Source organism: Campylobacter concisus (assembly GCF_002165775.1).
In the GTDB taxonomy this organism is placed as follows: Bacteria; Campylobacterota; Campylobacteria; order Campylobacterales; family Campylobacteraceae; genus Campylobacter_A; species Campylobacter_A concisus_E.
The window spans coordinates 59,034-82,223 of sequence record NZ_NDYP01000004.1 but is presented as its reverse complement, the minus strand read 5'-3'; the positions used below and the strand labels follow the sequence as shown (position 1 = coordinate 82,223).

22 protein-coding genes are annotated in these 23,190 nt (G+C 39.3%); 20 read left to right on the top strand and 2 right to left on the bottom strand.

Annotated elements, in window-relative coordinates; genetic code table 11:
* Positions 1-95: 95 nt before the first annotated feature.
* The gene (locus B9N66_RS05590) at positions 96-1,610 is read left to right on the top strand and encodes a 2-isopropylmalate synthase (protein ID WP_087580247.1); all 1,515 of its coding nucleotides are present in this window, start codon (positions 96-98) and stop codon (positions 1,608-1,610) included.
* Between the two features lie 532 nt (positions 1,611-2,142).
* Here B9N66_RS05590 and B9N66_RS05585 read toward each other — a convergent pair.
* A complete protein-coding gene (locus B9N66_RS05585; RefSeq protein WP_087580246.1) occupies positions 2,143-2,793 on the bottom strand; it encodes a tRNA threonylcarbamoyladenosine dehydratase in 651 nt (216 codons plus the stop codon).
* Complete coding sequence (surE, locus tag B9N66_RS05580) at positions 2,783-3,559, bottom strand: 5'/3'-nucleotidase SurE (RefSeq protein ID WP_087580245.1); 777 nt, start codon at positions 3,557-3,559, stop codon at positions 2,783-2,785. Before surE ends, B9N66_RS05585 begins: the two co-directional genes overlap by 11 nt.
* A 101-nt stretch (positions 3,560-3,660) precedes the next feature.
* Here surE and lpxB point away from each other — a divergent pair, with 101 nt between their 5' ends.
* The 19 genes from lpxB (at position 3,661) to B9N66_RS05485 (ending at position 23,157) form a co-directional block, all read left to right on the top strand.
* On the top strand, positions 3,661-4,695 hold the full coding sequence (gene lpxB / locus B9N66_RS05575; protein ID WP_087580244.1) for a lipid-A-disaccharide synthase: 1,035 nt from the start codon (positions 3,661-3,663) through the stop codon (positions 4,693-4,695).
* 3 nt (positions 4,696-4,698) lie between these two features.
* Positions 4,699-5,184: a transcription elongation factor GreA gene (gene greA / locus B9N66_RS05570; protein WP_087577567.1), complete on the top strand. Its 486-nt coding sequence runs from the start codon at positions 4,699-4,701 to the stop codon at positions 5,182-5,184.
* A gap of 112 nt (positions 5,185-5,296) precedes the next feature.
* The gene (locus tag B9N66_RS05565) at positions 5,297-6,088 is read left to right on the top strand and encodes a UDP-2,3-diacylglucosamine diphosphatase (protein WP_087580243.1); all 792 of its coding nucleotides are present in this window, start codon (positions 5,297-5,299) and stop codon (positions 6,086-6,088) included.
* Positions 6,088-7,041 carry a chemotaxis protein gene (locus B9N66_RS05560; RefSeq protein ID WP_087577569.1) on the top strand — a complete coding sequence of 318 codons (954 nt, stop codon included), beginning with the start codon at positions 6,088-6,090 and terminating at the stop codon, positions 7,039-7,041. The genes B9N66_RS05565 and B9N66_RS05560 overlap by 1 nt, the downstream gene beginning before the upstream one ends.
* An 8-nt stretch (positions 7,042-7,049) precedes the next feature.
* The gene (locus tag B9N66_RS05555) at positions 7,050-9,404 is read left to right on the top strand and encodes a hybrid sensor histidine kinase/response regulator (protein WP_087580242.1); all 2,355 of its coding nucleotides are present in this window, start codon (positions 7,050-7,052) and stop codon (positions 9,402-9,404) included.
* 9 nt (positions 9,405-9,413) lie between these two features.
* Entirely contained in the window at positions 9,414-9,911 is a 498-nt protein-coding gene (locus B9N66_RS05550; protein WP_021091642.1) for a chemotaxis protein CheW, read from the top strand.
* An 8-nt stretch (positions 9,912-9,919) separates the two neighbouring features.
* The gene (serB, locus tag B9N66_RS05545) at positions 9,920-10,546 is read left to right on the top strand and encodes a phosphoserine phosphatase SerB (RefSeq protein ID WP_087580241.1); all 627 of its coding nucleotides are present in this window, start codon (positions 9,920-9,922) and stop codon (positions 10,544-10,546) included.
* A 6-nt stretch (positions 10,547-10,552) separates the two neighbouring features.
* On the top strand, positions 10,553-11,545 hold the full coding sequence (locus B9N66_RS05540; protein WP_087580240.1) for a transaldolase: 993 nt from the start codon (positions 10,553-10,555) through the stop codon (positions 11,543-11,545).
* A 117-nt stretch (positions 11,546-11,662) separates the two neighbouring features.
* Entirely contained in the window at positions 11,663-12,199 is a 537-nt protein-coding gene (locus B9N66_RS05535) for a 50S ribosomal protein L25/general stress protein Ctc (RefSeq protein ID WP_002939542.1), read from the top strand.
* A gap of 11 nt (positions 12,200-12,210) precedes the next feature.
* Positions 12,211-12,759 carry an aminoacyl-tRNA hydrolase gene (pth, locus tag B9N66_RS05530; RefSeq protein WP_087580239.1) on the top strand — a complete coding sequence of 183 codons (549 nt, stop codon included), beginning with the start codon at positions 12,211-12,213 and terminating at the stop codon, positions 12,757-12,759.
* Positions 12,756-13,820, top strand: a complete 1,065-nt coding sequence (locus B9N66_RS05525) for an LptF/LptG family permease (protein WP_087580238.1) — start codon at positions 12,756-12,758, stop codon at positions 13,818-13,820. Before pth ends, B9N66_RS05525 begins: the two co-directional genes overlap by 4 nt.
* 55 nt (positions 13,821-13,875) lie before the next feature.
* A complete protein-coding gene (lysA, locus tag B9N66_RS05520) occupies positions 13,876-15,099 on the top strand; it encodes a diaminopimelate decarboxylase (protein ID WP_087580237.1) in 1,224 nt (407 codons plus the stop codon).
* Positions 15,083-16,162, top strand: coding sequence for a prephenate dehydratase (gene pheA, locus B9N66_RS05515; protein ID WP_009294657.1), 1,080 nt, complete (start codon positions 15,083-15,085; stop codon positions 16,160-16,162). Before lysA ends, pheA begins: the two co-directional genes overlap by 17 nt.
* Entirely contained in the window at positions 16,162-17,259 is a 1,098-nt protein-coding gene (gene hisC, locus B9N66_RS05510) for a histidinol-phosphate transaminase (protein WP_087580236.1), read from the top strand. Before pheA ends, hisC begins: the two co-directional genes overlap by 1 nt.
* Before the next feature lie 4 nt (positions 17,260-17,263).
* A complete protein-coding gene (fliF, locus tag B9N66_RS05505; RefSeq protein ID WP_087580235.1) occupies positions 17,264-18,961 on the top strand; it encodes a flagellar basal-body MS-ring/collar protein FliF in 1,698 nt (565 codons plus the stop codon).
* On the top strand, positions 18,961-19,992 hold the full coding sequence (fliG, locus tag B9N66_RS05500) for a flagellar motor switch protein FliG (protein ID WP_002939877.1): 1,032 nt from the start codon (positions 18,961-18,963) through the stop codon (positions 19,990-19,992). The genes fliF and fliG overlap by 1 nt, the downstream gene beginning before the upstream one ends.
* On the top strand, positions 19,989-20,855 hold the full coding sequence (gene fliH / locus B9N66_RS05495) for a flagellar assembly protein FliH (RefSeq protein ID WP_087580234.1): 867 nt from the start codon (positions 19,989-19,991) through the stop codon (positions 20,853-20,855). The genes fliG and fliH overlap by 4 nt, the downstream gene beginning before the upstream one ends.
* Positions 20,848-22,674, top strand: coding sequence for a 1-deoxy-D-xylulose-5-phosphate synthase (gene dxs, locus B9N66_RS05490; protein ID WP_087580233.1), 1,827 nt, complete (start codon positions 20,848-20,850; stop codon positions 22,672-22,674). Before fliH ends, dxs begins: the two co-directional genes overlap by 8 nt.
* Positions 22,675-22,746: 72 nt before the next feature.
* Positions 22,747-23,157, top strand: a complete 411-nt coding sequence (locus tag B9N66_RS05485) for a Fur family transcriptional regulator (protein ID WP_054197019.1) — start codon at positions 22,747-22,749, stop codon at positions 23,155-23,157.
* Positions 23,158-23,190: the final 33 nt, after the last annotated feature.

The following is a 23,190-nucleotide window of genomic DNA, read 5'->3' as shown; positions in this document are numbered from 1 at the left end:
AAAAACTCTCTACTGCTGCTACTTAGGTAGCAAATTTCTCTTTACTTAACTCATCAAATTTAAAATTTAAATATAAAAAATAAAAAAGGACAAAAATGGATAAGAATAAAATTATAATCTTTGATACAACTTTAAGAGATGGTGAGCAAAGCCCTGGTGCATCGATGAATACAGCCGAAAAACTACAGATTGCACTTCAGCTTGAAAGGCTTGGTGTGGATGTTATGGAGGCTGGATTTGCAGCAGCAAGCCCAGGGGATTTTGATGCGGTAAACCAAATAGCAAAGCAAGCCTCAAATATCACGGTTTGCTCTCTTGCACGCGTAGTTGAGCGTGATATCAAGGCAGCTGGCGAGGCATTAGCTCCAGCTAAAAATAAGAGAATTCATACATTTATAGCGACAAGCCCAATTCATATGGAGTACAAGCTAAAAATGAGCCCAGATGAAGTAATAAAACGTGCAGTCGAGTCTATAAAATACGCAAAAACCTTTTGCGATGATGTGGAGTTTAGCTGCGAGGACGCTTGTAGAAGTGAAATGAGCTTTTTAAAAGAAATTTGTGATGCTGCCATAAATGCGGGTGCAAGAACCTTAAATATCCCTGATACAGTTGGTTATTTATATCCTGAAGAGATAACTGCTCGCATTAGTGAAATAGTAAAATTTGTAGGCGATAGAGCGATAATCTCTGTACATAATCATAATGACTTAGGCATGGCTACGGCAAACTCGTTAGCGGCTATAAAAGCTGGCGCAAGGCAGGTCGAAGGTACGATCAATGGCATAGGTGAGCGTGCTGGAAATGCTGCACTTGAAGAGATCGTGATGGCTATTAAAACTCGCCAAGACGTCTTTGCTCCACTTTATACAGACATTATCTCAAAAGAAATTTATCCAACTTCAAGACTGATTGCTAGTATTATAGGCATTGAACCTCAACCAAATAAAGCTATCGTTGGTAAAAACGCTTTTGCTCATGAGAGTGGCATACATCAAGACGGTGTGCTGAAACACAAAGAGACCTATGAGATAATTAGCGCCGAGAGCATAGGCCTTGAGAAAAATTCTCTTGTTTTAGGTAAGCATAGTGGTCGCCACGCGTTTAAAGATAAGCTTGCTAGCCTTGGATTCGACCTTGATAGCGATGCTCTTAATAAGGCATTTGAAAAATTTAAAGAGCTAGCTGATAAGAAAAAGGAGATATTTGATGATGATATCAGAGCTCTTGTGGCTGAAGAGATTACAAAAATTCCACAAGCTTATGAGATCACGGCTCTTCTTCAAAGTAGCGGCGGAAGCCTTGCGAGTGCTTCAATTAGTATAAAACACAATGATGAGATCATCAGTGACTCAGCTCTAGGAAATGGTACTGCTGATGCGATATTTAAGGTGGTTGATCGCATTAGTGGCATTAGTGGCACGCTAAAAGACTATAAAGTAGCATCCGTTTCTCAAGGTAAAGACGCACTTGCAAAGGTTGATGTAAAGGTCGAGTTTGAGGGTAAAACGGCTGTAATAGGCCATGGACTTGACATAGATACTATGATGGCAAGCGCAAAAGCCTATGTTGGCGCACTAAATAGCTACATTCGCATACACAAAAACTAAAATTTTAGCTGGCTGCTAAATTTGCAGCTGGCTGATTTAAATTTAATCCAAAAACTATATAAATTTTTAAAATTCAAAGCCTTTATTTAAAAAATAGAATTTTTACCATCTTTACAAATTTTAAAATCTTACTCACTCACCTTAGCAACTTACTAATTTTAGGGCTCATAAACATTCACTACTAAATTTAGAAGTGTGATATGCTCGCTTGTAAATTTTAAAATTTGATAGAGTTTAGACCGCATGTAGTACGAAGTATGAGCGTATGCCCTTTGAATGTGCGAAGGGTTTGGGGGATTTTTTAAAAAAAGGAGAGAGATAAGGGGATGGACTTCGTGTCTGCCACGCAGTTGCGAGCCTGAGAAGTAAATTCAAGTCCCCTTACCTCCCTTTTGAATAAAAAATTGCAAATTTAATCAAGCTATTTTGTAAATTTTAAAATATTAGACACTCGCCTTAGCAGACTACTAAATTTATATCCAAAAAATGCCAGCCCTAATTTGAAATTTTACTTGGAGAGTAAATTTTTGACTTACTGCCCAACTATCTTTTTAATAGCTAGTGAAGCTAAATTTAGTCCAAAGCAAGCAGTCACGCCCATGAAACTTCCAAGTGGCTTGCAAAGTGGCTCTTCTGTTGAAAAGACCACGTCAAATTTGCCGCTAAAGCCTGATTTTTTGAGCTCATATCTATATTTTCTAGCTAGTGGATCGACCGAGGTTTTCCACACGCTAGCCACCTTTATCTTGGTTGGATCGATCCTTTTTGCACCACCCATAGAGGCTATAAATTTGCTAGGATCTACCGCATTTGCAAGGGCGATCTTAGCAGTGATATCATCGATCGCATCGATCACCACGTCAAATTTACTAAAGTCAAAGTTAGCAATAAATTCTGGCGTGATCAGTGCTTGAATAGGCGTGATACAAGGATAAATTTTGGCAAACTCCTCCACCTTTACGCCACCAACGTTTTCGCTGTAAATTTGGCGATTTTGATTTGTCACGTCAAAGATGTCTTTATCAATCAGCGTGATGCTTCCGACCCCGCTTCTAGCAAGCGCATCCACGCACATTCCGCCCACACCACCAGCTCCGCAAACTAGCACTTTCGCATTTTGAAGCTTACTAAAACCATCCTCGCCAAAGAGCCATCTTATCCTTGTAAATCTATCATTTTGCATCAAATTTCCCCTTTAGGCTCTCCAAGCTCTCGTATGAAGTCATATTTAGTTTTATGGGCGTTATCGTCGCAAAGCCCTCATTTACTTTGCTGATGTCACTTGGCTCGCCCTTTTCGTATTCAAGCGCAGCGTTTCCGAGCCAGTAGTACTCGATCCCTCTTGGGTTGCGATTAAGCGTAGCATGTGTTGCATAGGTGCGTTTGCCAGCTGGTACTACGGAGTAGCCTTTGAAATTTTTGCTAGTTACGGCCGGGATATTTACATTTAGAAATTCTCTTTGATTTAGCGAAATTTCACCCTCTAGCACCTTTGGTACAATAAATTTCACCACCTCTTTTGCTAGCTCAAAGCCAAGTTCATTTAATGAATTATTTGCATAAAACTGCGAAAAGGCGATACTTCTAATGCCTTGCAAAACCCCCTCCATTGCCGCTCCGCACGTGCCAGAATAGGTGATATCTTCGCCTAAATTTGCTCCGTGATTTATGCCGCTTATCACTAGGTCTGGCTTTTTGTTATAAAGTGCGTGAAGTGCGAGATAGACGCAGTCACTTGGTGTGGCGTCATCGAGTTTAAAAAAGTTATCATCAAGTTTTATAAACCTAAGCGGTCTTGTGAGAGTTAGTGAGTGAGCGCAGGCTGATTTTTCAGAGCTTGGAGCTACGATCGTGACATTCATGCCATCTAGATCGCTTAAAGCTTCTTTTAAAGCAAGCAAGCCAGCCGCCTCAAATCCATCATCATTTGTTATCAAAATTTCTTTCAAATTTTATCCTTTAAAGGCTTGGATTTTATCACAGCTTTCTTAAAATTTTAAAGAATTTTTGCGTATAATGCCCCTAAAAAAGACCTGATGAAAGTGTGTAAATGAAAATTTTAGTCTCCGCTCTTGAGCCATCGGCAAATTTGCATTTAAAAGAAATTTTGAAAAATTTCGAGGGCGAATTTGAGCTAATGGGAATTTTTAGCGAAGAGCTTGGCACGCCATATATGAAAAGTAGTGAGTTTTCAGCGATGGGCTTTGTTGAGGTTTTGCCGCTCATCTTTAAAGCAAAAAAGGCGATAAAAGTGATGAGTCAGATGGCAAAAGAGGCTGATGCAGTGCTGTTAATAGATAGTCCAGCTTTTAACTTGCCTCTTGCAAAGGCGATAAAAGAGGCTGGAGTAAAGGCAGCCGTGACATATTACATCTTACCTCAAGTTTGGGCATGGAAGCCAAAAAGAGTGAGTGCGGTTGAGAAGTACTGTGACAACCTTGCTTCGATCCTGCCGTTTGACTCTAAATTTTATAGCCGCTCAACCTACGTGGGACATCCTTTGATGGATGAGATAAGGCTAAAAAAAACTAGCCTAAGCAGCAGTAGCAAAGTGGCGTTTTTGCCGGGGTCAAGAAGGTCTGAAATTTCAAGACTCATGCCAGTTTATAGGGAGCTTGCTAAAAAGATAGAGGCTACAAGGCTACTTGTCGTGCCACCATTTTTGCTTGATAAAGTGGATGAAATTTATGGTGACACAAGCGACTTTGAGACCATCACAAACACGCCTGAGGCTTTGTATGATAGCGATTTTGCCTTTATTTGCTCAGGTACGGCTACGCTTGAAGCAGCACTCATTGGTACGCCATTTGTGCTAGCTTACAAGGCAAAAGCAATAGATGTTTTCATTGCTAGGAAATTTGTAAAGATCAAGCACGCAGGACTTGCAAATATAATGTTTGACTTCATGGGCAAAGAGCCACTTCATGAGGAGTTTATACAAGAATTTGCGACAGTTGAAAATTTACTAAGAGCTTATGAGAGCTGCGATAGGCAGAAATTTTTAAAAGGCTGTGATGAATTGAGAGAGTATTTGTCACATGGCAGCAGCAAAAATGTAGTAAAAATTTTAAAGAATATGGAGTAAAAAATGAGTGAACCAATGACAATATACGGATACGAAAAAATAGAAGCTGAACTAAAGGATTTAAGGCTCGTGCAGCGTCCTCAAATCGTAACTGAGATAGATATCGCAAGAAGCCATGGCGACCTAAAGGAAAACGCCGAGTATCATGCTGCCAAAGAAAAACAAGCTTTCATAGATGCTAGGATAGCAGAGCTAGGCTCGCTTCTTGCAAATGCTGAAGTGATCGATCCAAGTAGTTACGAGCATGATAGAGTTAGGTTTGGCTCAAGTGTTACGATAATGGACGAGGAAACCGAAATAGAGCATACCTACACGATAGTTGGTATTAGTGAAAGCGACATAGATAAAGGCTATATCTCGATAAATTCGCCACTTGCAAAGCAACTTTTAGGCAAGGCTGAGGGCGATGAAGTGGTGCTAAATTTACCAAAGGGTAGAAGCGATGTTGAGATCGTAAAGATCTGCTACAAGCCTATAAAATTTAATTAAAAATCTTAAAAAGTGATATCGCTAGAACCAAAAGTCATGCTTGATAATAGTCAGTATGCAGGCTTTTGGCTCATGAATGGATTAAATTTATATCTTTTAGTTAAGGCCAAATTTGAGTGAATATTTATACGCACCCGTCATTAAAGATGGTGCGATTTTTATAGGCGACGCACACGAAAATGTAAATAGGGATGGTTTTTTAAAATTTTTGCGTGCCATTGATAGTGGAAAAATCCCAGAGCCACCACAAATTTTTTTACTAGGCGATATGTTTGATTTTTTAAGTGGCGAGAGCGAATACACTATAAATTTCTACGCCGAGCATTTGAGACTTATAAATAAAATTTCTGAAAAAATAGAGATCTTTTATTTTGAGGGCAATCACGACTTTAGACTTTCAAATTTATTTAATAAAACAAGAGAAATTTGGGATGGGCATGAGGTGCAAAGCTATAAAGCTGTTAAAATCTATGACATTTCCGCACAGCCAGCAATTTTTAAGACGATCAATGAAGAGCGCGTCCAGATCGCACATGGTGATATATTTTTGCCGTTTGTGGATAAATACGCACTCAGATTTTTGCGTGTCAAATGGTTTTTAAAATTCATGAATGCTTTGGATAAATTTTTGCATTTTAAAATATCAAAAGCAATACTGACTAGACTTACTAAGAAAAATTTAGACTACAAAATTCCTAATTTTGAAGAGCTGATGAACAGTCATTTACGCGACTACAGCGCTAATATAGTAGTAGAAGGGCACTATCATCAAGGCAGGCAATTTAATATTTATGATAGATTTTATATAAATTTACCTTGTTTTGCATGCGAGCAAAGTTATTTTGTTGTAGAATACGCCCAGCAAAAATTAAATTTGCTCAAAATGAGTTTGAAAGGACATTGATGTTTGGAGATAACGTACTAAAAACGGACTCAAACGAGATGGAACTTGTTGATTTTCGTATCTTTAAAAAGACCGAAAACAAAGTATATGAAGGAATATACGGAGTCAATGTCGCAAAGGTGCGGGAGATCATTAAGATGCCAAATCTTACAGAGCTTCCTGGCGTTCCCGAGTATATCGAGGGAATTTTTGATTTAAGGGGCGTGGTGATCCCTGTCATAAATTTGGCAAGATGGATGAATATTATCGAGCCAACCGAAGGCGTAGTTATAAAGCCACGTGTTATTATTGCTGAGTTTAGTGGTATTTTGATCGGCTTTATCGTCCATGAGGCAAAAAGGATCAGGCGTATAAGCTGGAAAGATATCGAGCCTGCAAATTTTGCTTCAGGTTCCGGCGCTTTAGATAAAGGCAAAATAACAGGCGTAACAAGAATAGAAAATGATGAAGTTTTGCTTATTCTTGATCTTGAAAGCATAGTGGAAGAGCTTGGAATTTACTCACCAAAGATCGAATTTGATGTAACAGATGATCAAAAATTAAAAGGTGTTTCTTTGGTTTTAGATGATAGCTCGACTGCTAGAAAACTAGTAAAAGATGCACTTGAGAAGATGGGACTTAGCGTAGTTGAGGCTAAAAATGGCGTTGAGGGCTTGGAGAGAATGGAAGAGCTTTATCAAAGATATGGAGATAACTTATCAAGAGAGCTTAGAGTTATCTTAAGTGATATCGAAATGCCACAGATGGATGGATACCGCTTTGCTTCAACTCTTAAAAATGATGAAAGATTTAAAGAAGTTCCAATAGTATTTAACTCCTCATTGAGTAATGATTTTAGTGAAATCAAGAGCAAAGAAGCTGGTGGTGCGGCGTATCTTACAAAATTTGATGCGAGCATATTTTATCAAGAAGTGCTAAAAGTTATTGAAGCACATTCTAAATCTGCAAAATGAGGTGAAACATGGATGATATGAAAGAAATAATGGAAGACTTTTTAATAGAAGCTTTCGAACTTATTGAGCAGATAGATCATGACCTTGTTGAACTAGAGGCAAACCCTGAAGATTTGGAGCTTTTAAATAGAATTTTCCGCGTTGCTCACACAGTAAAAGGTAGTTCAAGCTTTTTAAATTTTGATGTTTTAACAGAGCTTACTCACCACATGGAGGATGTTTTAAACAAAGCTAGAAAAGGCGAGCTAAAGATCACTCCAGACATTATGGACGTAGTTCTTGAGTCAGTTGATATGATGAAAGGCTTGTTAAGTAGCATTAGAGATCATGGAAATGATACAGCTGCTGGCATTGATATTAAAAACATTTGTGCAAGACTTACTCAAATTTCTGAAGGCGAGGCTCCAGCAGCAGCTCCAGAAGCTCCTGCTACACCAGTAGCTGAGCCAGTGCCAGAGCCGGCACAAGAGCCAGAACCAGCTGCACCTACCGAAGAAGCACCAGAGATAAGTGATGCTGAACTTTCAAAGCTAAGCGACTCTGAAGTAGAAGCTGAGATAGAGAGGCTTTTAAAAGTTAGGAAAGCTGAAGATAAGGCTAGACGTGCTTCAAAAGGCATAGCTCCAAAATCTCCTAGCGAGATAGCTCCAGCTGCAAGTAGCACTTCAACTCCAGCTGCAAAAGCAGAGAGTAAAGAAAAAGACGGAGATAAAAAGGTCCCAGCAGCAAGCAGCGGTGCAGTAGCGCAGGAACAAACTATACGCGTTGAGGTAAAAAGACTTGACCACTTAATGAACTTAATCGGCGAGCTTGTTCTTGGTAAAAACCGCTTATTAAAAATTTATGATGACGTGGAAGAGAGATACGAGGGAGAGAAATTTTTAGAAGAGCTAAATCAAGTAGTTTCAAGTCTAAGCTTAGTAACGACTGATATACAGCTTGCCGTTATGAAAACAAGAATGCTTCCAATAGCAAAAGTCTTTAATAAATTTCCACGTATGATACGCGATCTTAGCCGCGATCTTGGTAAGCAAATCGATCTTGAAATTTCAGGTGAAGAGACTGAGCTTGATAAGTCAATCGTAGAAGAGATCGGCGATCCACTAGTGCACATCATCAGAAATTCATGTGATCATGGCATCGAGGATCCTGAGACAAGAAAGGCAGCAGGCAAGCCTGAAAAAGGCCTTGTTCAGCTAAAAGCTTACAATGAAGGCAATCACATCGTTGTTGAGATAGTTGATGATGGTAAGGGTCTAGATGCGGATATGCTTAAATCTAAATCGATAGAAAAAGGCATTATCACCGAGCGTGAAGCTGATGCGATGAGCGAAAAAGAGGCATTTGGCCTTATCTTTAGACCAGGATTTTCAACTGCGGCAAAAGTTACAAACGTATCTGGTCGTGGTGTTGGTATGGACGTTGTTAAAACTAATATCGAAAAACTAAACGGTATCATTGATATTGAAAGTGAAGTTGGAAAAGGCACGGTTATGAAGCTTAAAATTCCACTCACGCTTGCGATTATTCAGTCATTGCTTGTTGGAACGCAAGAAGAATTTTATGCTATTCCACTTGCTAGTGTTCTTGAAACTGTTCGTGTGCCGATCGATGATATTTACACGATCGATGGCAAAAATGTACTAAGGCTAAGAGATGAAGTCTTGTCTCTTGTTAGACTTTCTGACGTATTTGGTGTAGAAAAGGCATTTGATGGCGGAGATCAAACTTATGTCGTAATAATCGGTGTTGCTGAAGCAAAACTAGGCATTATCGTCGATACTTTGGTTGGACAAGAAGAGATTGTTATTAAATCAATGGGTGATTATTTGCAAAATATCCCAGGTATTGCTGGTGCTACTATTAGAGGTGATGGTCGTGTGACATTGATTATCGATGTTGGTGCTATGATGGAGATGGCAAAAGATATAAAGGTAGACATTAGGGCCGAAATAGAAGATAGCACAAAAGCAAAGGAAAAACCAAGCGATTATAAAGTCTTGATAGTTGATGACTCAAAAATGGATAGAACTATCATGCAAAAAGCGCTTGAACCAACTGGGGTAACGATAATAGAAGCCACAAACGGTGTTGAGGCACTAAATATCGTAAAATCCGGAGAGCACTCCTTTGATGCGATTTTGATAGATATTGAGATGCCAAGAATGGATGGATATACACTGGCTGGCGAAATTAGAAAATACTCTAAGTATAGAAATTTACCACTTATTGCTGTTACATCAAGGACGTCAAAAACAGATAGATTGCGTGGCGTAGAAGTTGGAATGACTGAGTATATTACAAAACCATATTCAGCCGAGTACTTAGAAAATGTCGTTAGAAAGAATATAAAATTAGCTTAGGGGTAAGGGATGAACAATAAACTAAATCAAGTTTTAAGCAAACAAAAGCAGCAAATGAATGGAACTGAGCTAAAAAATAACGAAGATATAGTTCAGCTAGTAGGATTTGTTGTCGGTGAGGAGGAGTACGCAATACCTATTTTAAATATCCAAGAGATAATCAAACCTATTGAATATACACGTGTTCCTAGTGTGCCTGATTACGTTCTTGGAGTGTTTAACCTACGTGGAAATGTTATTCCGCTTATTGATTTGCGTAAGCGTTTTTCACTAAATGTCACAAAACAAAGCCCAAGCACAAGATATATCGTTATGAAAGATGCGGATAATATCGCTGGCTTTGTGATAGACCGCTTGACGGAGGCTATTAGAATAGACCGCAATAGGATCGATCCGCCACCAGAGACTTTAGTAAAAGACAAAGGTATGATTTATGGTATCGGTAAGCGCGACCAAAATATCCTTACGATCTTGAAGGTCGAAAGCCTTTTAAAACGTGATTTTTAGGGTATAGCTTGATAAAACTTTGTGTTTTTGACTTTGACTCTACAATAATGGACGGCGAGACGATAGATATTCTCGCCGCCGCTAATAATGCTAGCGAAGAAGTAGCCAATATAACTAAGCGTTCGATGGACGGTGAGCTTGATTTTTTTGAAAGTCTTACAAAAAGAGTAAAATTTTTAAAAGGATTGCCACTTTTAAAAGTAAATGAAATTTGCAAAAATTTACCCATAATGCCAGGAGCTGGCGAGCTAATAGAGGCTTTAAAACAAAAGGGTATTAAAGTTGTGGTTTTTAGCGGTGGATTTCACAATGCAACCGATGTAATGCAAAAAAAACTTAATTTTGATGCAAATTTTGCAAATATATTGCACCACAAAGATGGAATTTTAACAGGCGAAGTTGGCGGAGAAATGATGTTTAGTAGTTCAAAGGGAGATATGATTGACCGCTTGTGTGGACTATTAAATTTAGGCAAGGACGAGATAATGTGTGTTGGGGACGGGGCCAATGACATATCGATGTTTAGAAAGTGCGACCTTAGCATTGCATTTTGTGCAAAAGATATCTTAAAAAAAGAGGCGACACATTGTGTTGATGTTAAAGATTTACGTGAAATTTTAAAATTTATAAGGTAGAAATTAATGTATGACAACGAAGCTAAATTCTCTCTTTGGTGTGATTTTATAGAGAGAAATTTTTTACAAAGCGAATTTAACTCTTTATTGGAAAATAATGTTATAAACGGTGCTACAAGCAACCCAGCTATTTTTAAAACAGCATTTGCTTCACCTGCTTATAAAAAGATAATAGAAACTAGCAATAAACGCCATCCAAAAGATCTTTATGAAATTTTGGCTACTCAAGATATAAAAATCGCCGCATGTAAAATGTTAAAAAATTATGCAAATGGCGATGATGGCTTTGTAAGCATTGAGGTTGATCCAAATTTAAGTGACGATACAGCTGCAACGATAGAAGAAGGTATCAGGCTACATAATCTAATATCAATGCCAAACGTTATGATAAAAATTCCAGCTACAAAAGATGGCTATGAGGCGATGAGCGCGCTTATGGCAAGGGGGATTAGCGTAAATGCTACGCTTATATTTTCACTAGATCAGGCTAAAAACTGCCTTGAAGCATTCAAAGAAGGTAGTAAGGCTTATGCAAGTCGCTTTATAGATACTACTATGCCAAAAGGTGTGATAAGTGTTTTTGTAAGTAGATTTGATAGAAAGCTTGATGAGGTTATGGCTGCAAAGAGCTTGCCAACGGGGCAAATCGGCATAATGAATGCTGCAAATATATACCACCTGATTGAAGATTTTGGACTAGAAAATGTAAGAACACTTTTTGCAAGCACAGGCGTAAAAGGTGGTGGTTTAAGAGGGGATTATTATGTTAGAGAGCTAATGTATAAAAATTCTATAAATACAGCACCTATCGAAACGATAAAAGAATTTATAAAAGAAAAAGCAGAGGTAAAAAATGTACCTAGTAAAGAAAATGTATCAAGCTTTTTCCAGATTATAAAAAATAATGAGATAGATATAAATGTCGTTTATAAAGATTTATTAAGCGACGGTTTAAAGCAGTTTGTGTCAGCATTTGATGATATTATGAAATCACTTTAGACAAAGAAGCCTAAGCTAATACACAAACAGCAAAAGTGATCATTCTTGAACAAGCTTTATGTGAAATTTATAAAGCATTGGATAAAATCAGCACCTATTTTTTATGAAAGGAAAACGATGTTAGAAGGAATCGTTAGAGAGAGTATCGGTAAAAAGTCTGCAAAGGCTTTGAGAAGAGATGGTTATCTAATCGCCAACATTTATGGCAAGGGATTAGAGAATGTTGCAGCTGCTTTTAAAGTCAATGACTTTATAAAAGAGGCACGCAAAAAAGAGAGCCTTGCTTTTGATGTAAAAGTAGGCGGAAAAGTTTATAATGTCGTTATTGTTGATTACCAAAGAGATGTTGTTACAAGCGATCTTAAACACGTAGATCTAAAAGTAGCACTTCCAGGCGTTTTATCAAAATATATGATCCCAGTTAAGCCTGTTGGAACACCTATTGGTCTTAAAAATAAGGGCGTTTTGATCCAGTCAAAAAGACGTCTTTGCGTAAAATGCACGGCTGAAAATTTACCAAATTCATTTGACGTTGATGTAAGCAAACTTGACATTGATGATACGATTTTGGTTCGTGATATCACAGCTCCTAAAGGCGTTACTATCATTGACGCTGACCGTGTTGCGGTACTTGGAGTTATTAAAGCTAAATAAAAAGGGCTTTTGTGACACTAATAGCGGGGCTGGGAAATCCTGGCCCCAAATACGAAAACACTAGACACAACATAGGCTTTATGCTTATAGACCTCCTAAAAGACTCAAATTTCAAAGATGTTAGCTCAGCCAAATTTCAAGGCGAAGTTTTTAAATTTAATGACATTATCTTGCTAAAACCAACGACCTTTATGAACCTCTCAGGTCAAAGTGTTAAAGCGGTAAAAGACTTTTATAAACCAGATAGGATAATCGTCATCCACGATGATCTTGACCTTATTTTTGGCGCGGTTAAATTTAAAAAAGGCGGCAGTAGCGGCGGACATAACGGCATAAAATCGATCGATAATCTAATAGGCAACGACTACGAAAGGGTGCGTGTTGGTATCGGACATGAGGGCGATGCTAAAAATTTTGTTCTTGGTGAGTTTAGTGACGATGAGAAAAAGGCTTTAGATGAAATTTTAGCCTATACAAAAAATGCGGTTTGTGAGCTACTAAAGAGTGATATCAATGAAATTTCACAAAAATTTACGGTAAAAAAAGGTCTTATCAAATGAAACTATACGCCAGATACGTTGGCTGGGTCTATATAAAATCTTTTCTTATCGTATTTTTAGCGCTTGAGCTATTTTATGTTGGCATTGATCTGCTTACAAATTTAAAAGACCTGCCGCCATCTGCCAACCTTCAGCTACTCTACGTCGGCCTTACTGCGCTAAGTGCCATTAGCTACGTTTTGCCACTTTCACTCATTTTTGCGCTAATAATTTTGCATGTAAATATGGTTCGCTCAAACGAGCTAATCAGCTTTTATGCTCTTGGCATCAGTAAAAACAAGCTCATTTTGCCGCCATTTCTCATCGCACTTTTTGTGACGATTTTTTACGTTGGGCTAAATTTTACGCCATTTGCTTATGCGCATGACTATCAAAAAAGTATCGCAAAAAACACCGCTTTTTCAAAAAGCACAAACGACTCATTTTTGAAATTTGAAGGCAAATTTATCTATATAAAAGAGCTAAACTCAGCCAAGCAAAGAGCAAATGATGTGAGAATTTTTGACATTAATGGCACCGACTTGCTCTCAACAACTTTTGCCGACCACGCTAAATTTAAAGACAATGAGTGGGTTTTAGAAGATGTAAATCAGACCTTCTTGCCTCAAAGCTTAGAGCTTGGCGAAAATGGCTTTAGCAAGGTAAAAAGTGAAAATTTAGATGCGTTAAGAGGCTTTAAGCCAAAGAGCATCGAGAGTGCTGCAAGCGTTGAAAACTCAAAATTTAACATACCTGATGCGATAAATTTTATAAAGACATTTAAAAACGAAGGCATAGGGCTTGATAGCGCGAGGACTGCATTTTATAACCTAGCTATCACACCATTTTTTGCGCCATTTTTATTGCTTATTTTCTACTATCATTTGCCAGTGACTGGCAGGTTTTTTAACCTCGCACTCTCAACATTTATCTTTGTTGTGATAACGCTCGTAGTTTGGGGACTTCTCTTTATCTTAACTAAATTTGCTCAAACCTCAGTCATCTTGCCAGAGATCGGCATGGTTCTTCCTATTATTTTGCTTTTTGCATACGCCATTTATCTCATAAAATCGCATCGTTAAGCCAAATTTTGGCAACTTTTTTGTAAAATCAAACCATTTTAAAAAAGGCTATTTTATGGATTTTAAAGAGCTTGCAAGCAAATACAAAACCCCACTTTACGTTTATGATTTTAACTACATTAAAGAGCGCTATGAGGCGCTAAAAAACGCATTTTACGCTAGAAAATCTCTGGTTTGCTACGCTGTAAAGGCAAACTCAAATTTAAGCGTTTTAAAATTTCTGGCTGATCTTGGAGCCGGATTTGACTGCGTGAGCATCGGCGAGGTCAAAAGAGCGCTTCTTGCAGGAGCCAAGAGATATCAGATCATCTTTAGCGGCGTTGGCAAGAGCGATGAAGAGCTAAAAGAGGCTTTAGAAAATGAAATTTTGCTGATAAATGTTGAGAGTTTTGCCGAACTTTTAAGGCTTGAAGAGATAGCAAAAGGGCTAAATTTAAAGGCAAGGATCAGCATCAGGGTAAATCCAGGTGTCGATGCAAAAACGCACCCATATATCTCGACAGGGCTAAATGAAAACAAATTTGGCGTCGATGCGCAGACAGCTAAAAAGATGTATATCCACGCTAAAGCTTCAGAGTTTCTTGAGCCAACTGGCATACACTTCCACATCGGCTCGCAGCTAACTTCACTAAGCCCGATAATAGACGCCGCAAAGATCGTTAGTGAGCTTTTAAGAGAGCTAAGAGCACTTGAGATCGATATCAAATTCTTTGACGTTGGTGGCGGACTTGGCATCATCTACAACGATGAAAAAGAGATAAATTTATACGACTACGCACAAGGAATTTTAGGCGCACTAAAAGGTCAAGATGTGACCATCGTTTGCGAGCCAGGACGCTTTATCGTGGGCAATGCTGGCTACTTTGTCGCAAGCGTTTTATATGAGAAATTTAACGGCAAAAAGAGATTTGTCATCACTGATGGCGCGATGAATGATCTCATAAGACCAAGCCTTTATGGCGCGCATCACAAAATTTTTGTCGATGGCAAGGATGAAAATTTAGGCACTTGTGACGTGGTCGGTCCAGTTTGTGAAAGCGGTGACTTTTTAGCAAAAGATATCAAGCTACCAGAGTGCAAGAGTGGCGACGTCATCGTGGTTAAAGGGGCAGGAGCTTATGGATTTAGTATGAGTTCAAACTACAATACAAGAAACAGAGCTGCTGAAGTTTGCGTGCTTGATGGCAAAGATAGGCTGATAAGAAGACGTGAGTGCTTTGAGGACGTCGTGGCACCTGAGATTGAGTTTTTGGAGAGCACTGATGCAAGAGCTAAATGAGCTTAGAAAAGAGATCGATAGTATCGATGATCTCATCTTAAATAAACTAAATGAAAGAATGAAGCTTGTCGAGCAGATCGGCAAGCTAAAGCAAACGACTGGGACGCCTATATATCGCCCTGAGCGCGAGCGAGCCATCATAAACCGCTTAACTAGCCTTAGCAAAGATAAAGCCTTAAATAAGGCTGCGATCGAGGCCATTTATCTTGAAATTTTTGCTGTTAGTAGAAATTTAGAGATGCCTCAAAAGATCGTCTATCTAGGGCCTGAAGGCACTTATACACATCAAGCGGCGCAAAGTAGATTTGGTGCGATGAGTGCATATTTACCACTTGCTACGATCGAGGCAGTTTTTACGAAGCTAGCTCAAAAAGAGGCAAAATATGGCGTTGTGCCTATCGAAAACAACACTGAAGGCGCTGTTGGAGCTACGCTTGATTGTTTGAGTAAATTTGATGATATAAAGATAGTGGCAGAGCTCTACGTAGATATCCATCATAGCTTTGTTAGCATAAATGAAAATTTAAAAGAGATAAAGCGAATTTACTCGCATCCTCAAGGCTACAACCAGTGCCGTAAATTTTTAGAAGATCACTTGCTAAATGAGGTCGAATTTGTCCCAGCCAAATCAACTGCAGCAGCTGCATATATGGCATCTATGGATAGAGAATCAGCCGCCATTTGCTCAAAAATCGCAGCTAAAATTTACAACGTGCCAATCGTCTATGAGACTATTGAAGATAATATGGCAAATAGAACGAGATTTTTGATCTTAAGCGATTTTAAAAATGCAAAGGTTGAAAACTCAAAAACTTCGATCCTAGCAAAGACTGATCATAGTCCAGGACGCCTTGCTGATCTGCTTTCTATCTTTAAAAATGAAAATATCAATATCACAAAACTTGAGTCACGTCCTATAAAGCAGCGCGAATTTAAGTCAATTTTTTATCTTGACTTTGAAGGTCATATCGACGATGAGAAGGTGCAAAACGCCTTTGAACTCGCAAAAGAGAGCGGCGCTGAGATAACGTGGCTTGGAAGCTATTTAAACGGAGATGAGTAATGAAATTTAATGACTTTTTAGATGATCTAGTAAATTATGAGGCTGGAAAGCCGATCGAGCTTGTAGTTAGAGAGTTTGGCATCGATGCAAAAGATGTGATAAAACTAGCGAGCAATGAAAACCCTTTTGGCACGAGTAAACGCGTAGAAGAGGCGCTAAAAGAGGTCGCTAAAAACGCACATCTCTATCCAGACGATAGCTACTTTGAGCTAAAAGAGGGGCTGGCTAAGAAATTTGGCGTAACTAGCAAAAATCTAATCATCGGCTCTGGAAGCGACCAGATCATAGAATTTGCACTTCACGCAAAGGCGAACAAGCAAAGTGGCGTCTTGATGGCTGGTGTGACATTTGCGATGTATGAAATTTATGCAAAACAAACTGGAGCTAAAATTTACCGCACAAAGAGCGTGGAGCATAATTTGAGCGAGTTTTTAGAAATTTATAACGCGCACAAAGATGAAATTTCTGTCATCTTTCTTTGCTTGCCAAATAACCCTTTGGGCGAGTGCATCGACTCTGATGAGGTCTATAAATTTATAAAAAACATTGATGAAAACACGCTTGTGGTGCTTGATTGTGCTTACAACGAATTTGCTAAATTTAAAGATAGCAAAAAAGAGATAAAGCCAAGTGAGGTGGTAAAATTTAAAAACGCCATCTATCTTGGCACTTTCTCAAAGGCCTACGCACTTGGTGGCATGCGCGTGGGATACGGCGTGGCAAATGAAGAGATCATAGGCGCACTTTCAAAGCTAAGAGCTCCATTTAACATCACAACTCCAAGCCTAAGAGCAGCGATAGTGGCGCTTGATGATGACGAGTTTGTGCATAAAACTATGCAAAACAACTTCGAGCAGATGAAGAGATATGAGGAGTTTGCAAAGCAAAATGGCATCGAGTTTATCCCAAGCTACACAAATTTCATAACTTTTAAATTTAACGAGCCAAAATCAAGCCAGATATGCGAAAAGATGCTAAAAAAAGGTATAATTTTACGAGATTTAAAAAGCTACGCCTTAAATGCGGTGAGAATAACCATCGGTCAAGCGTGGCAAAACGATAGAGTTTTTGAAGAGTTAGAGCAAATTTTAAAGTAGGGATATGGATTTTAAGGCATTACTTCATCAAATAAGTCAAATTTATCAAAAGCTTTCACTAAAACAAAAGATCGTCGCAGGCAGCTCGATCGTTTTGGTTGTGGCTTTTTTGGTATTTTTAACGCTTTACAAAAGTAAAAGTGATAGTTTTGCAGGATATAGCGTCCTTTTTGAAAATATCAGCCCAAGCGACTCAGCCTTAATAGTCGATCAGCTAAACAAAGACGGCATCAAGTATAAACTAGCAAATGAAGGCACGATCCTTGTGCCAACAAGCGATGTATATAAAGAGCGTATCGCTGTTGCAACGCTTGGCATACCAAAAGAGAGCAAGATCGGTTTTGAAATTTTTGACAAGCAAGAATTTGGCGCAACGGACGCTGAGCAGAGAGTTAAATTCCAAAGAGCGCTTGAGGGCGAGCTAGCTAGAACGATCGAGAGCCTCTCATCTATCCAAAAAGCAACCGTAAGAATAGCCATACCAAAAGAGAGCGTCTTTACTGAAAGGCAAGCACTCCCGACCGCTTCTATCGTAGTCGAGCTAAAGCCAGGCGTTAGTCTAAATGCGAAGCAAATTTTTGGCATTAAAAACCTTGTCGCTGCATCTGTTACAAACTTAAGCACAGAAAATGTAAAGATCGTCAATCAAGATGGCGTCGCACTTGGCGATGAAGATGGTGAGTTTGATAGTGACGCTATAGCTCAGCAGATCCGCTATAAGCGCGAGTTTGAAAATAATTACGAGCAAAAGATCGTAAATGTCCTAGCTCCTATCGTGGGCGGTGCGGACAAGGTCGTAGCAAAGGTAAATATCGACTTTGACTTTGATAAAAAAGATACAAAAAGCGAGGTTTATGACCCAAATAACGTCGTAAGAAGCGAGAGCAACATCGAAGAAAAGCGCCAAGGCTCAGCTCCAAATGAAGTAGGCGGCGTACCAGGTGCGGTTAGCAACATAGGCCCTGTTCAAGGTCTTGATGATAGCACTTTAAAAGAGCAGTACAACAAAAGCTCGCAGCAGACAAACTACGAAATTTCAAAGAAAGTGACAAACGTCAAAGGGCAGTTTGCTAGCATAAACAGAGTGAGCGCAGCTGTCGTTATAGATGGTATTTATAAAAGTAAAAAAGATAGTGATGGCAAGCCAACTGGCGAGTTTGAATTCACCCCGCTTACCAAAGAGCAAAGAGAATCAATCACAAATTTAATCAAGCAATCAATCGGCTACAATCAAAATAGAGGCGATGAGGTAAGCTTGGATAACTTCGAGTTTAAAACACATAAAGACGTAAGTGCTAGCGAAAAAATGGATAGCTTTATGAATAGCTATGTGGTGCCTTTCTTGCCGATATTTAAGTATCTTTTTGCAGCATTACTACTTTACATCTTCTACAAAAAAGTTATCGTACCATTTATGCAAAAGATGCTTGAAGAGACAAAAGAGGAAGAAGAACAAGTTCAGAATGAGTTTGAAGATATCGAGACTGATGCTGAAGATACACTTGAGAAATTTAAAGCTGCTCGCAAGAAAGTCGAAGAACAACTTGGTCTTGGTGGTGAATTTAATGAAGACGAGCTAAAATACGACGTATTGCTAGAAAAAATGAGAACGGTTATCTCTGAACGTAGTGAAGAGATTGCGGCATTACTTCAAGATATGGTTAAAAATGATAGTGACTTTAACATGCGCAAGGAAATTTAATGTCGATGAAGTTAAATGATAAGCAAAAGATGATCTACGATGATCTATCAATGCCTGAAAAGATTGCTATTTTATTAATTCAACTTGGCGAAGAGGCAACAGCTGTTATATTTTCTCATATGGATGTTGATGTTATCACTGAAATTTCAGGCTACATAGCGACTGCAAAAAATATAGATAAACAAGTTGCAGGCGCAGTGCTTGAAGAATTTTACGCTCTCATGCAGTCAAATCAATATATGAGAAGTGGCGGTTTAGAATACGCAAAAGAAATTTTATACCGCACATTTGGTCCAGAGGCTGCGCAGAAAATTTTAGACAAGCTTGCAAAAAGCATGGAAAACTCAAAAAGCTTTGGCTATCTTGATAAGATAAAGCCGCAGCAACTCGCGGACTTCATCGTAAAAGAGCACCCTCAAACTATCGCGCTAATCCTAGCCCACATGGACTCAAGTAGTGCTGCTGAGACGCTAAGCTTTTTTTCAGATGAGCTAAGAAGCGAGGTCGTGATCAGGATGGCAAATCTTGGCGATATTAGCCCATCAGTAATAAAACGTGTCTCAACCGTACTTGAGGGCAAGCTTGAAAGCCTTACATCTTACAAGGTCGAGGTTGGTGGTCCAAGAGCTGTGGCAGAAGTGCTTAACAGACTTGGTCAAAAAGCTAGCAAAAGCACGATCGAGCGCATCGAACAAAGCGATGATAAGCTTGCCACAACGATCAAAGAGCTTATGTTTACATTTGAAGATATTATCAACCTTAACGCAACTGCGATTAGAGAAATTCTCAAAAATGTCGATAAAAAAGACCTTATGGTTGCATTTAAGGGTTCAAGCGATGGCATTAAAGATAAATTTTTATCAAATATGTCTCAGCGTGCAGCCGAAGCCTTTAAAGAGGAGATGCAATACCTTGGCGCTGTTCGTGTAAAAGATGTTGAAGAGGCTCAAAGACGCATTGTAGAAGTAGTACAAACCTTAGCTGATCAAGGTGTATTCCAAGTTGGCGAAGCAGATGAGATGATAGAATGAAAAGTAGCGTAATAACAAGTGAGACCTCGCCGGCTCACTTTATAGAAAATTATAGATTTAAGGTACTTGGGAGCAATGAAAGAGCCCAAGATAGCGCACCTGTTTTGATAGAAGAGAACAACCTTAGTGAAGAGCTAAATGAGCAAAATTTAGAGCAAGGTGGTGAAAATTTCACGCCTCAGATGCCGCACTCAGTGCAACCAAACATGCAAAATCACTTTGCGCCTCAGCCTCAAAATAGCCAAGCTCACCAGCCTGGATTTGACTCGAGTTTTGTCGAGGAGCTGCTTAAAAAGACAGATGAGCTAAGTAGTAATATCATCAAGCTCCAAATGCAAATAGAAAATCAAGAGAGCGAATTTGCAAAGCGACTTGAAGCCGAGACCATCCGTGCAAAAGAGGATGGCAAAAACGAAGGCATCGCTCAAACAAATGCTGCAAATGAGGCAAAGATAAAAGAGCTTGAGGCTAAATTTAGCGCTTCAGCTGCAAAGCTAGATGAGCAGTACGCTAAATTTGATGAGTTTTTGAAAAAGAGCGAGGAAGAGCTTGGGCAAACTGCGATAAAGATCGCAAAAGAGGTAATAGAAAAAGAGGTTTCAAGCGCATCTAGCCAGATCGCTTACCACCTAGCAAATTCGCTTATAAAAGAGCTAAGCGACGTAAAAAATATAGAAATTCGCGTAAATCCAGAAGATAGCGACTATCTAAAAGAGCAATTTAGTAAAAACGAACGCGTAAAAGTAAGCGCTGATGATGCCATAAGCAAGGGTGGCGTGGTGATAATAAGCGAGGGCGGAAACATCGATGCGACGATGCAAACAAGGCTTGAGAAGCTAAAAATGTTGGTAAATAATGAATAAAGACGTTAAAAGCCTAAATGTCGATGAGCTAAACGCACTTTGCCACGACATCAGAGATAAAATTTTAGCTACCGTTAGTAAAAATGGCGGCCATCTTAGCTCAAACATCGGCGCAGTCGAGATCATCGTTGCGATGCATAAAATTTTTGACGTTACAAAGGATCCATTTATCTTTGACGTGAGCCACCAAAGCTACGCGCACAAGCTGCTAACTGGGCGCTGGGACAACTTTGATACGCTTAGAAAATTTAATGGTATCAGTGGCTACACAAAGCCAAGCGAGAGCAAATTTGACTACTTTGTGGCAGGCCATAGCTCGACATCCATTTCACTTGCAGTTGGCGCTGCAAAGGCGATCAAACTAAAAAATGAAGAGCGCTTGCCAGTAGCTGTCATAGGCGACGGCTCGTTAAGTGGGGGTATGGCGTACGAGGCGTTAAATGAGCTTGGGGATAGAAAATATCCTTGCGTCATCATCCTAAACGACAATGAGATGAGCATAAGCAAGCCAATAGGCGCACTTAGCAAGTATCTAAGCCAGATGATGGCAGGGCAGTTTTATCAAAAATTTAAAGGCAGGGTTGAGCGCTTTTTAAGCTATATGCCAGACTCTGCAGCCTATATGGCTAGACGCATGGAGGAGGGCATCAGGCTCATCACTCCTGGCATGTTTTTTGAAGAGCTTGGACTTGAGTATATAGGTCCAGTCGATGGACACGACCTTTCAGCGCTTCTTAGCACATTTGAAACCGCTAAAAACATGAAAAAACCAGTCATCGTGCACGTGCAGACGCTAAAGGGCAAAGGGTATGAATTTGCCGAGGGTTACTATGAAAATTGGCACGGAGTTGGGCCATTTGATCTAAAAAGTGGCGAATTTATAAAAAGACAGTCAAACAAGTCAGCCACGGCGATCTTTAGCGAGCAGCTTTTAAAGATGGCAAAAGAGCACAGCGACATCGTTGGCGTAACGGCTGCGATGCCAACAGGCACTGGCATGGACGCGCTCATACATGAGTTTCCAGACCGCTTTTGGGACGTGGCGATAGCCGAGCAGCACGCAGTTACCTCAATGTCAGCCATGGCAAAAGAGGGTTTTAAGCCATTTGTCGCGATATATTCGACCTTTATGCAAAGAGCCTATGATCAGGTCATCCACGACGCTTCTATCTTAAATTTAAACATCACATTTGCGATGGATAGGGCAGGCATCGTGGGCGAGGACGGCGAAACGCATCAGGGCGCCTTTGATATTAGCTTTTTAAACGCTGTGCCAAATATGGTTCTCTTTGCCCCAAGGTGCGAAGAGAGTATGAAAAATGTTATGGAATTTGCCTACTCTTACAAGGGCGTAAGCGCATTTAGATACCCGCGCGGAGCATTTATCTTAAGAGATGAATTTAATGCCAAACCACTTGAGTTTGGCAAGGGTGAAATTGTAGCCGATGCAGAGTCTGATGTTGCATTTTTGGGCTATGGCAACGGCGTTGGCAGGGCAAATTTGGTTAGAAATTTACTAGCTGACAAGCTTGATGTGGTATTAGTTGACCTTGTCTTTGCAAAACCACTTGATAGCGAGCTTTTACTAGGTCTTGCAAAACGCACTAAAAAGTGGTATATCTTTAGTGATAGTGCTAAAAAGGGTGGTATTGGCGATATAGTAAGCGCATTTTTACAAGAAAACAAAATATCAAATATAAGTGTCATTAGTTTTGAGTATGAAGATAAATTTATCCCTCATGGTTCAACTACTGAGGTCGAAAAGTACCTTGGTATAAGTGCCGAGCAGATCACCAAAAATTTACTAGAGAATAATTAATATCATTTAATAAAGTAACGTTTAATATTATTTTTGCTAGCATAAGCCAAAATAAAAACAAGGAAAAGCATTATGCAATACGTATCATTATTAAAGCAATCTGGGCTAAAAGTCACGCCACAACGCCTTAGCGTTTTAAGAATTCTTGATCGCCACACGCATCCAACGATTGATGAGCTTTATGATGAAATTTTAAAGGAGAGTCCATCGGTTTCTCTTGCGACAGTTTATAAAAATTTAAATACTTTAAAAGACGAAGGTCTTGTAGTTGAAGTAAATATCGTCAATCAAAAAGCTAGATACGACATCTACGAATATCCACATATCCATGTAGTTTGTGAAAGCTGTGGAAGCGTTGAAGACGTGAGCTACGATGATGCTGAGCTTGGCAAATATCAAGAGGCACTAGAAAAGAAGATCGGAAATATAATAGAACGTCTAAATATAGTAGCTAGCGTAAAAAGCTGTAAACACTGTAAATAAAATTTATGTTGCTATTTAGCAGCATAAATTCCA

Coding starts and splice junctions, on each gene's coding strand:
- greA (WP_087577567.1), top strand. CDS start 4,699: ATGAGTGAACCAATGACAATATACGGATACGAAAAAATAGAAGCTGAA.
- B9N66_RS05555 (WP_087580242.1), top strand. CDS start 7,050: ATGGATGATATGAAAGAAATAATGGAAGACTTTTTAATAGAAGCTTTC.
- B9N66_RS05535 (WP_002939542.1), top strand. CDS start 11,663: ATGTTAGAAGGAATCGTTAGAGAGAGTATCGGTAAAAAGTCTGCAAAG.
- B9N66_RS05525 (WP_087580238.1), top strand. CDS start 12,756: ATGAAACTATACGCCAGATACGTTGGCTGGGTCTATATAAAATCTTTT.
- B9N66_RS05590 (WP_087580247.1), top strand. CDS start 96: ATGGATAAGAATAAAATTATAATCTTTGATACAACTTTAAGAGATGGT.
- fliH (WP_087580234.1), top strand. CDS start 19,989: ATGAAAAGTAGCGTAATAACAAGTGAGACCTCGCCGGCTCACTTTATA.
- dxs (WP_087580233.1), top strand. CDS start 20,848: ATGAATAAAGACGTTAAAAGCCTAAATGTCGATGAGCTAAACGCACTT.
- fliF (WP_087580235.1), top strand. CDS start 17,264: ATGGATTTTAAGGCATTACTTCATCAAATAAGTCAAATTTATCAAAAG.
- pheA (WP_009294657.1), top strand. CDS start 15,083: ATGCAAGAGCTAAATGAGCTTAGAAAAGAGATCGATAGTATCGATGAT.
- B9N66_RS05485 (WP_054197019.1), top strand. CDS start 22,747: ATGCAATACGTATCATTATTAAAGCAATCTGGGCTAAAAGTCACGCCA.
- lysA (WP_087580237.1), top strand. CDS start 13,876: ATGGATTTTAAAGAGCTTGCAAGCAAATACAAAACCCCACTTTACGTT.
- B9N66_RS05540 (WP_087580240.1), top strand. CDS start 10,553: ATGTATGACAACGAAGCTAAATTCTCTCTTTGGTGTGATTTTATAGAG.
- lpxB (WP_087580244.1), top strand. CDS start 3,661: ATGAAAATTTTAGTCTCCGCTCTTGAGCCATCGGCAAATTTGCATTTA.
- B9N66_RS05550 (WP_021091642.1), top strand. CDS start 9,414: ATGAACAATAAACTAAATCAAGTTTTAAGCAAACAAAAGCAGCAAATG.
- fliG (WP_002939877.1), top strand. CDS start 18,961: ATGTCGATGAAGTTAAATGATAAGCAAAAGATGATCTACGATGATCTA.
- B9N66_RS05560 (WP_087577569.1), top strand. CDS start 6,088: ATGTTTGGAGATAACGTACTAAAAACGGACTCAAACGAGATGGAACTT.
- B9N66_RS05585 (WP_087580246.1), bottom strand. CDS start 2,793: ATGCAAAATGATAGATTTACAAGGATAAGATGGCTCTTTGGCGAGGAT.
- hisC (WP_087580236.1), top strand. CDS start 16,162: ATGAAATTTAATGACTTTTTAGATGATCTAGTAAATTATGAGGCTGGA.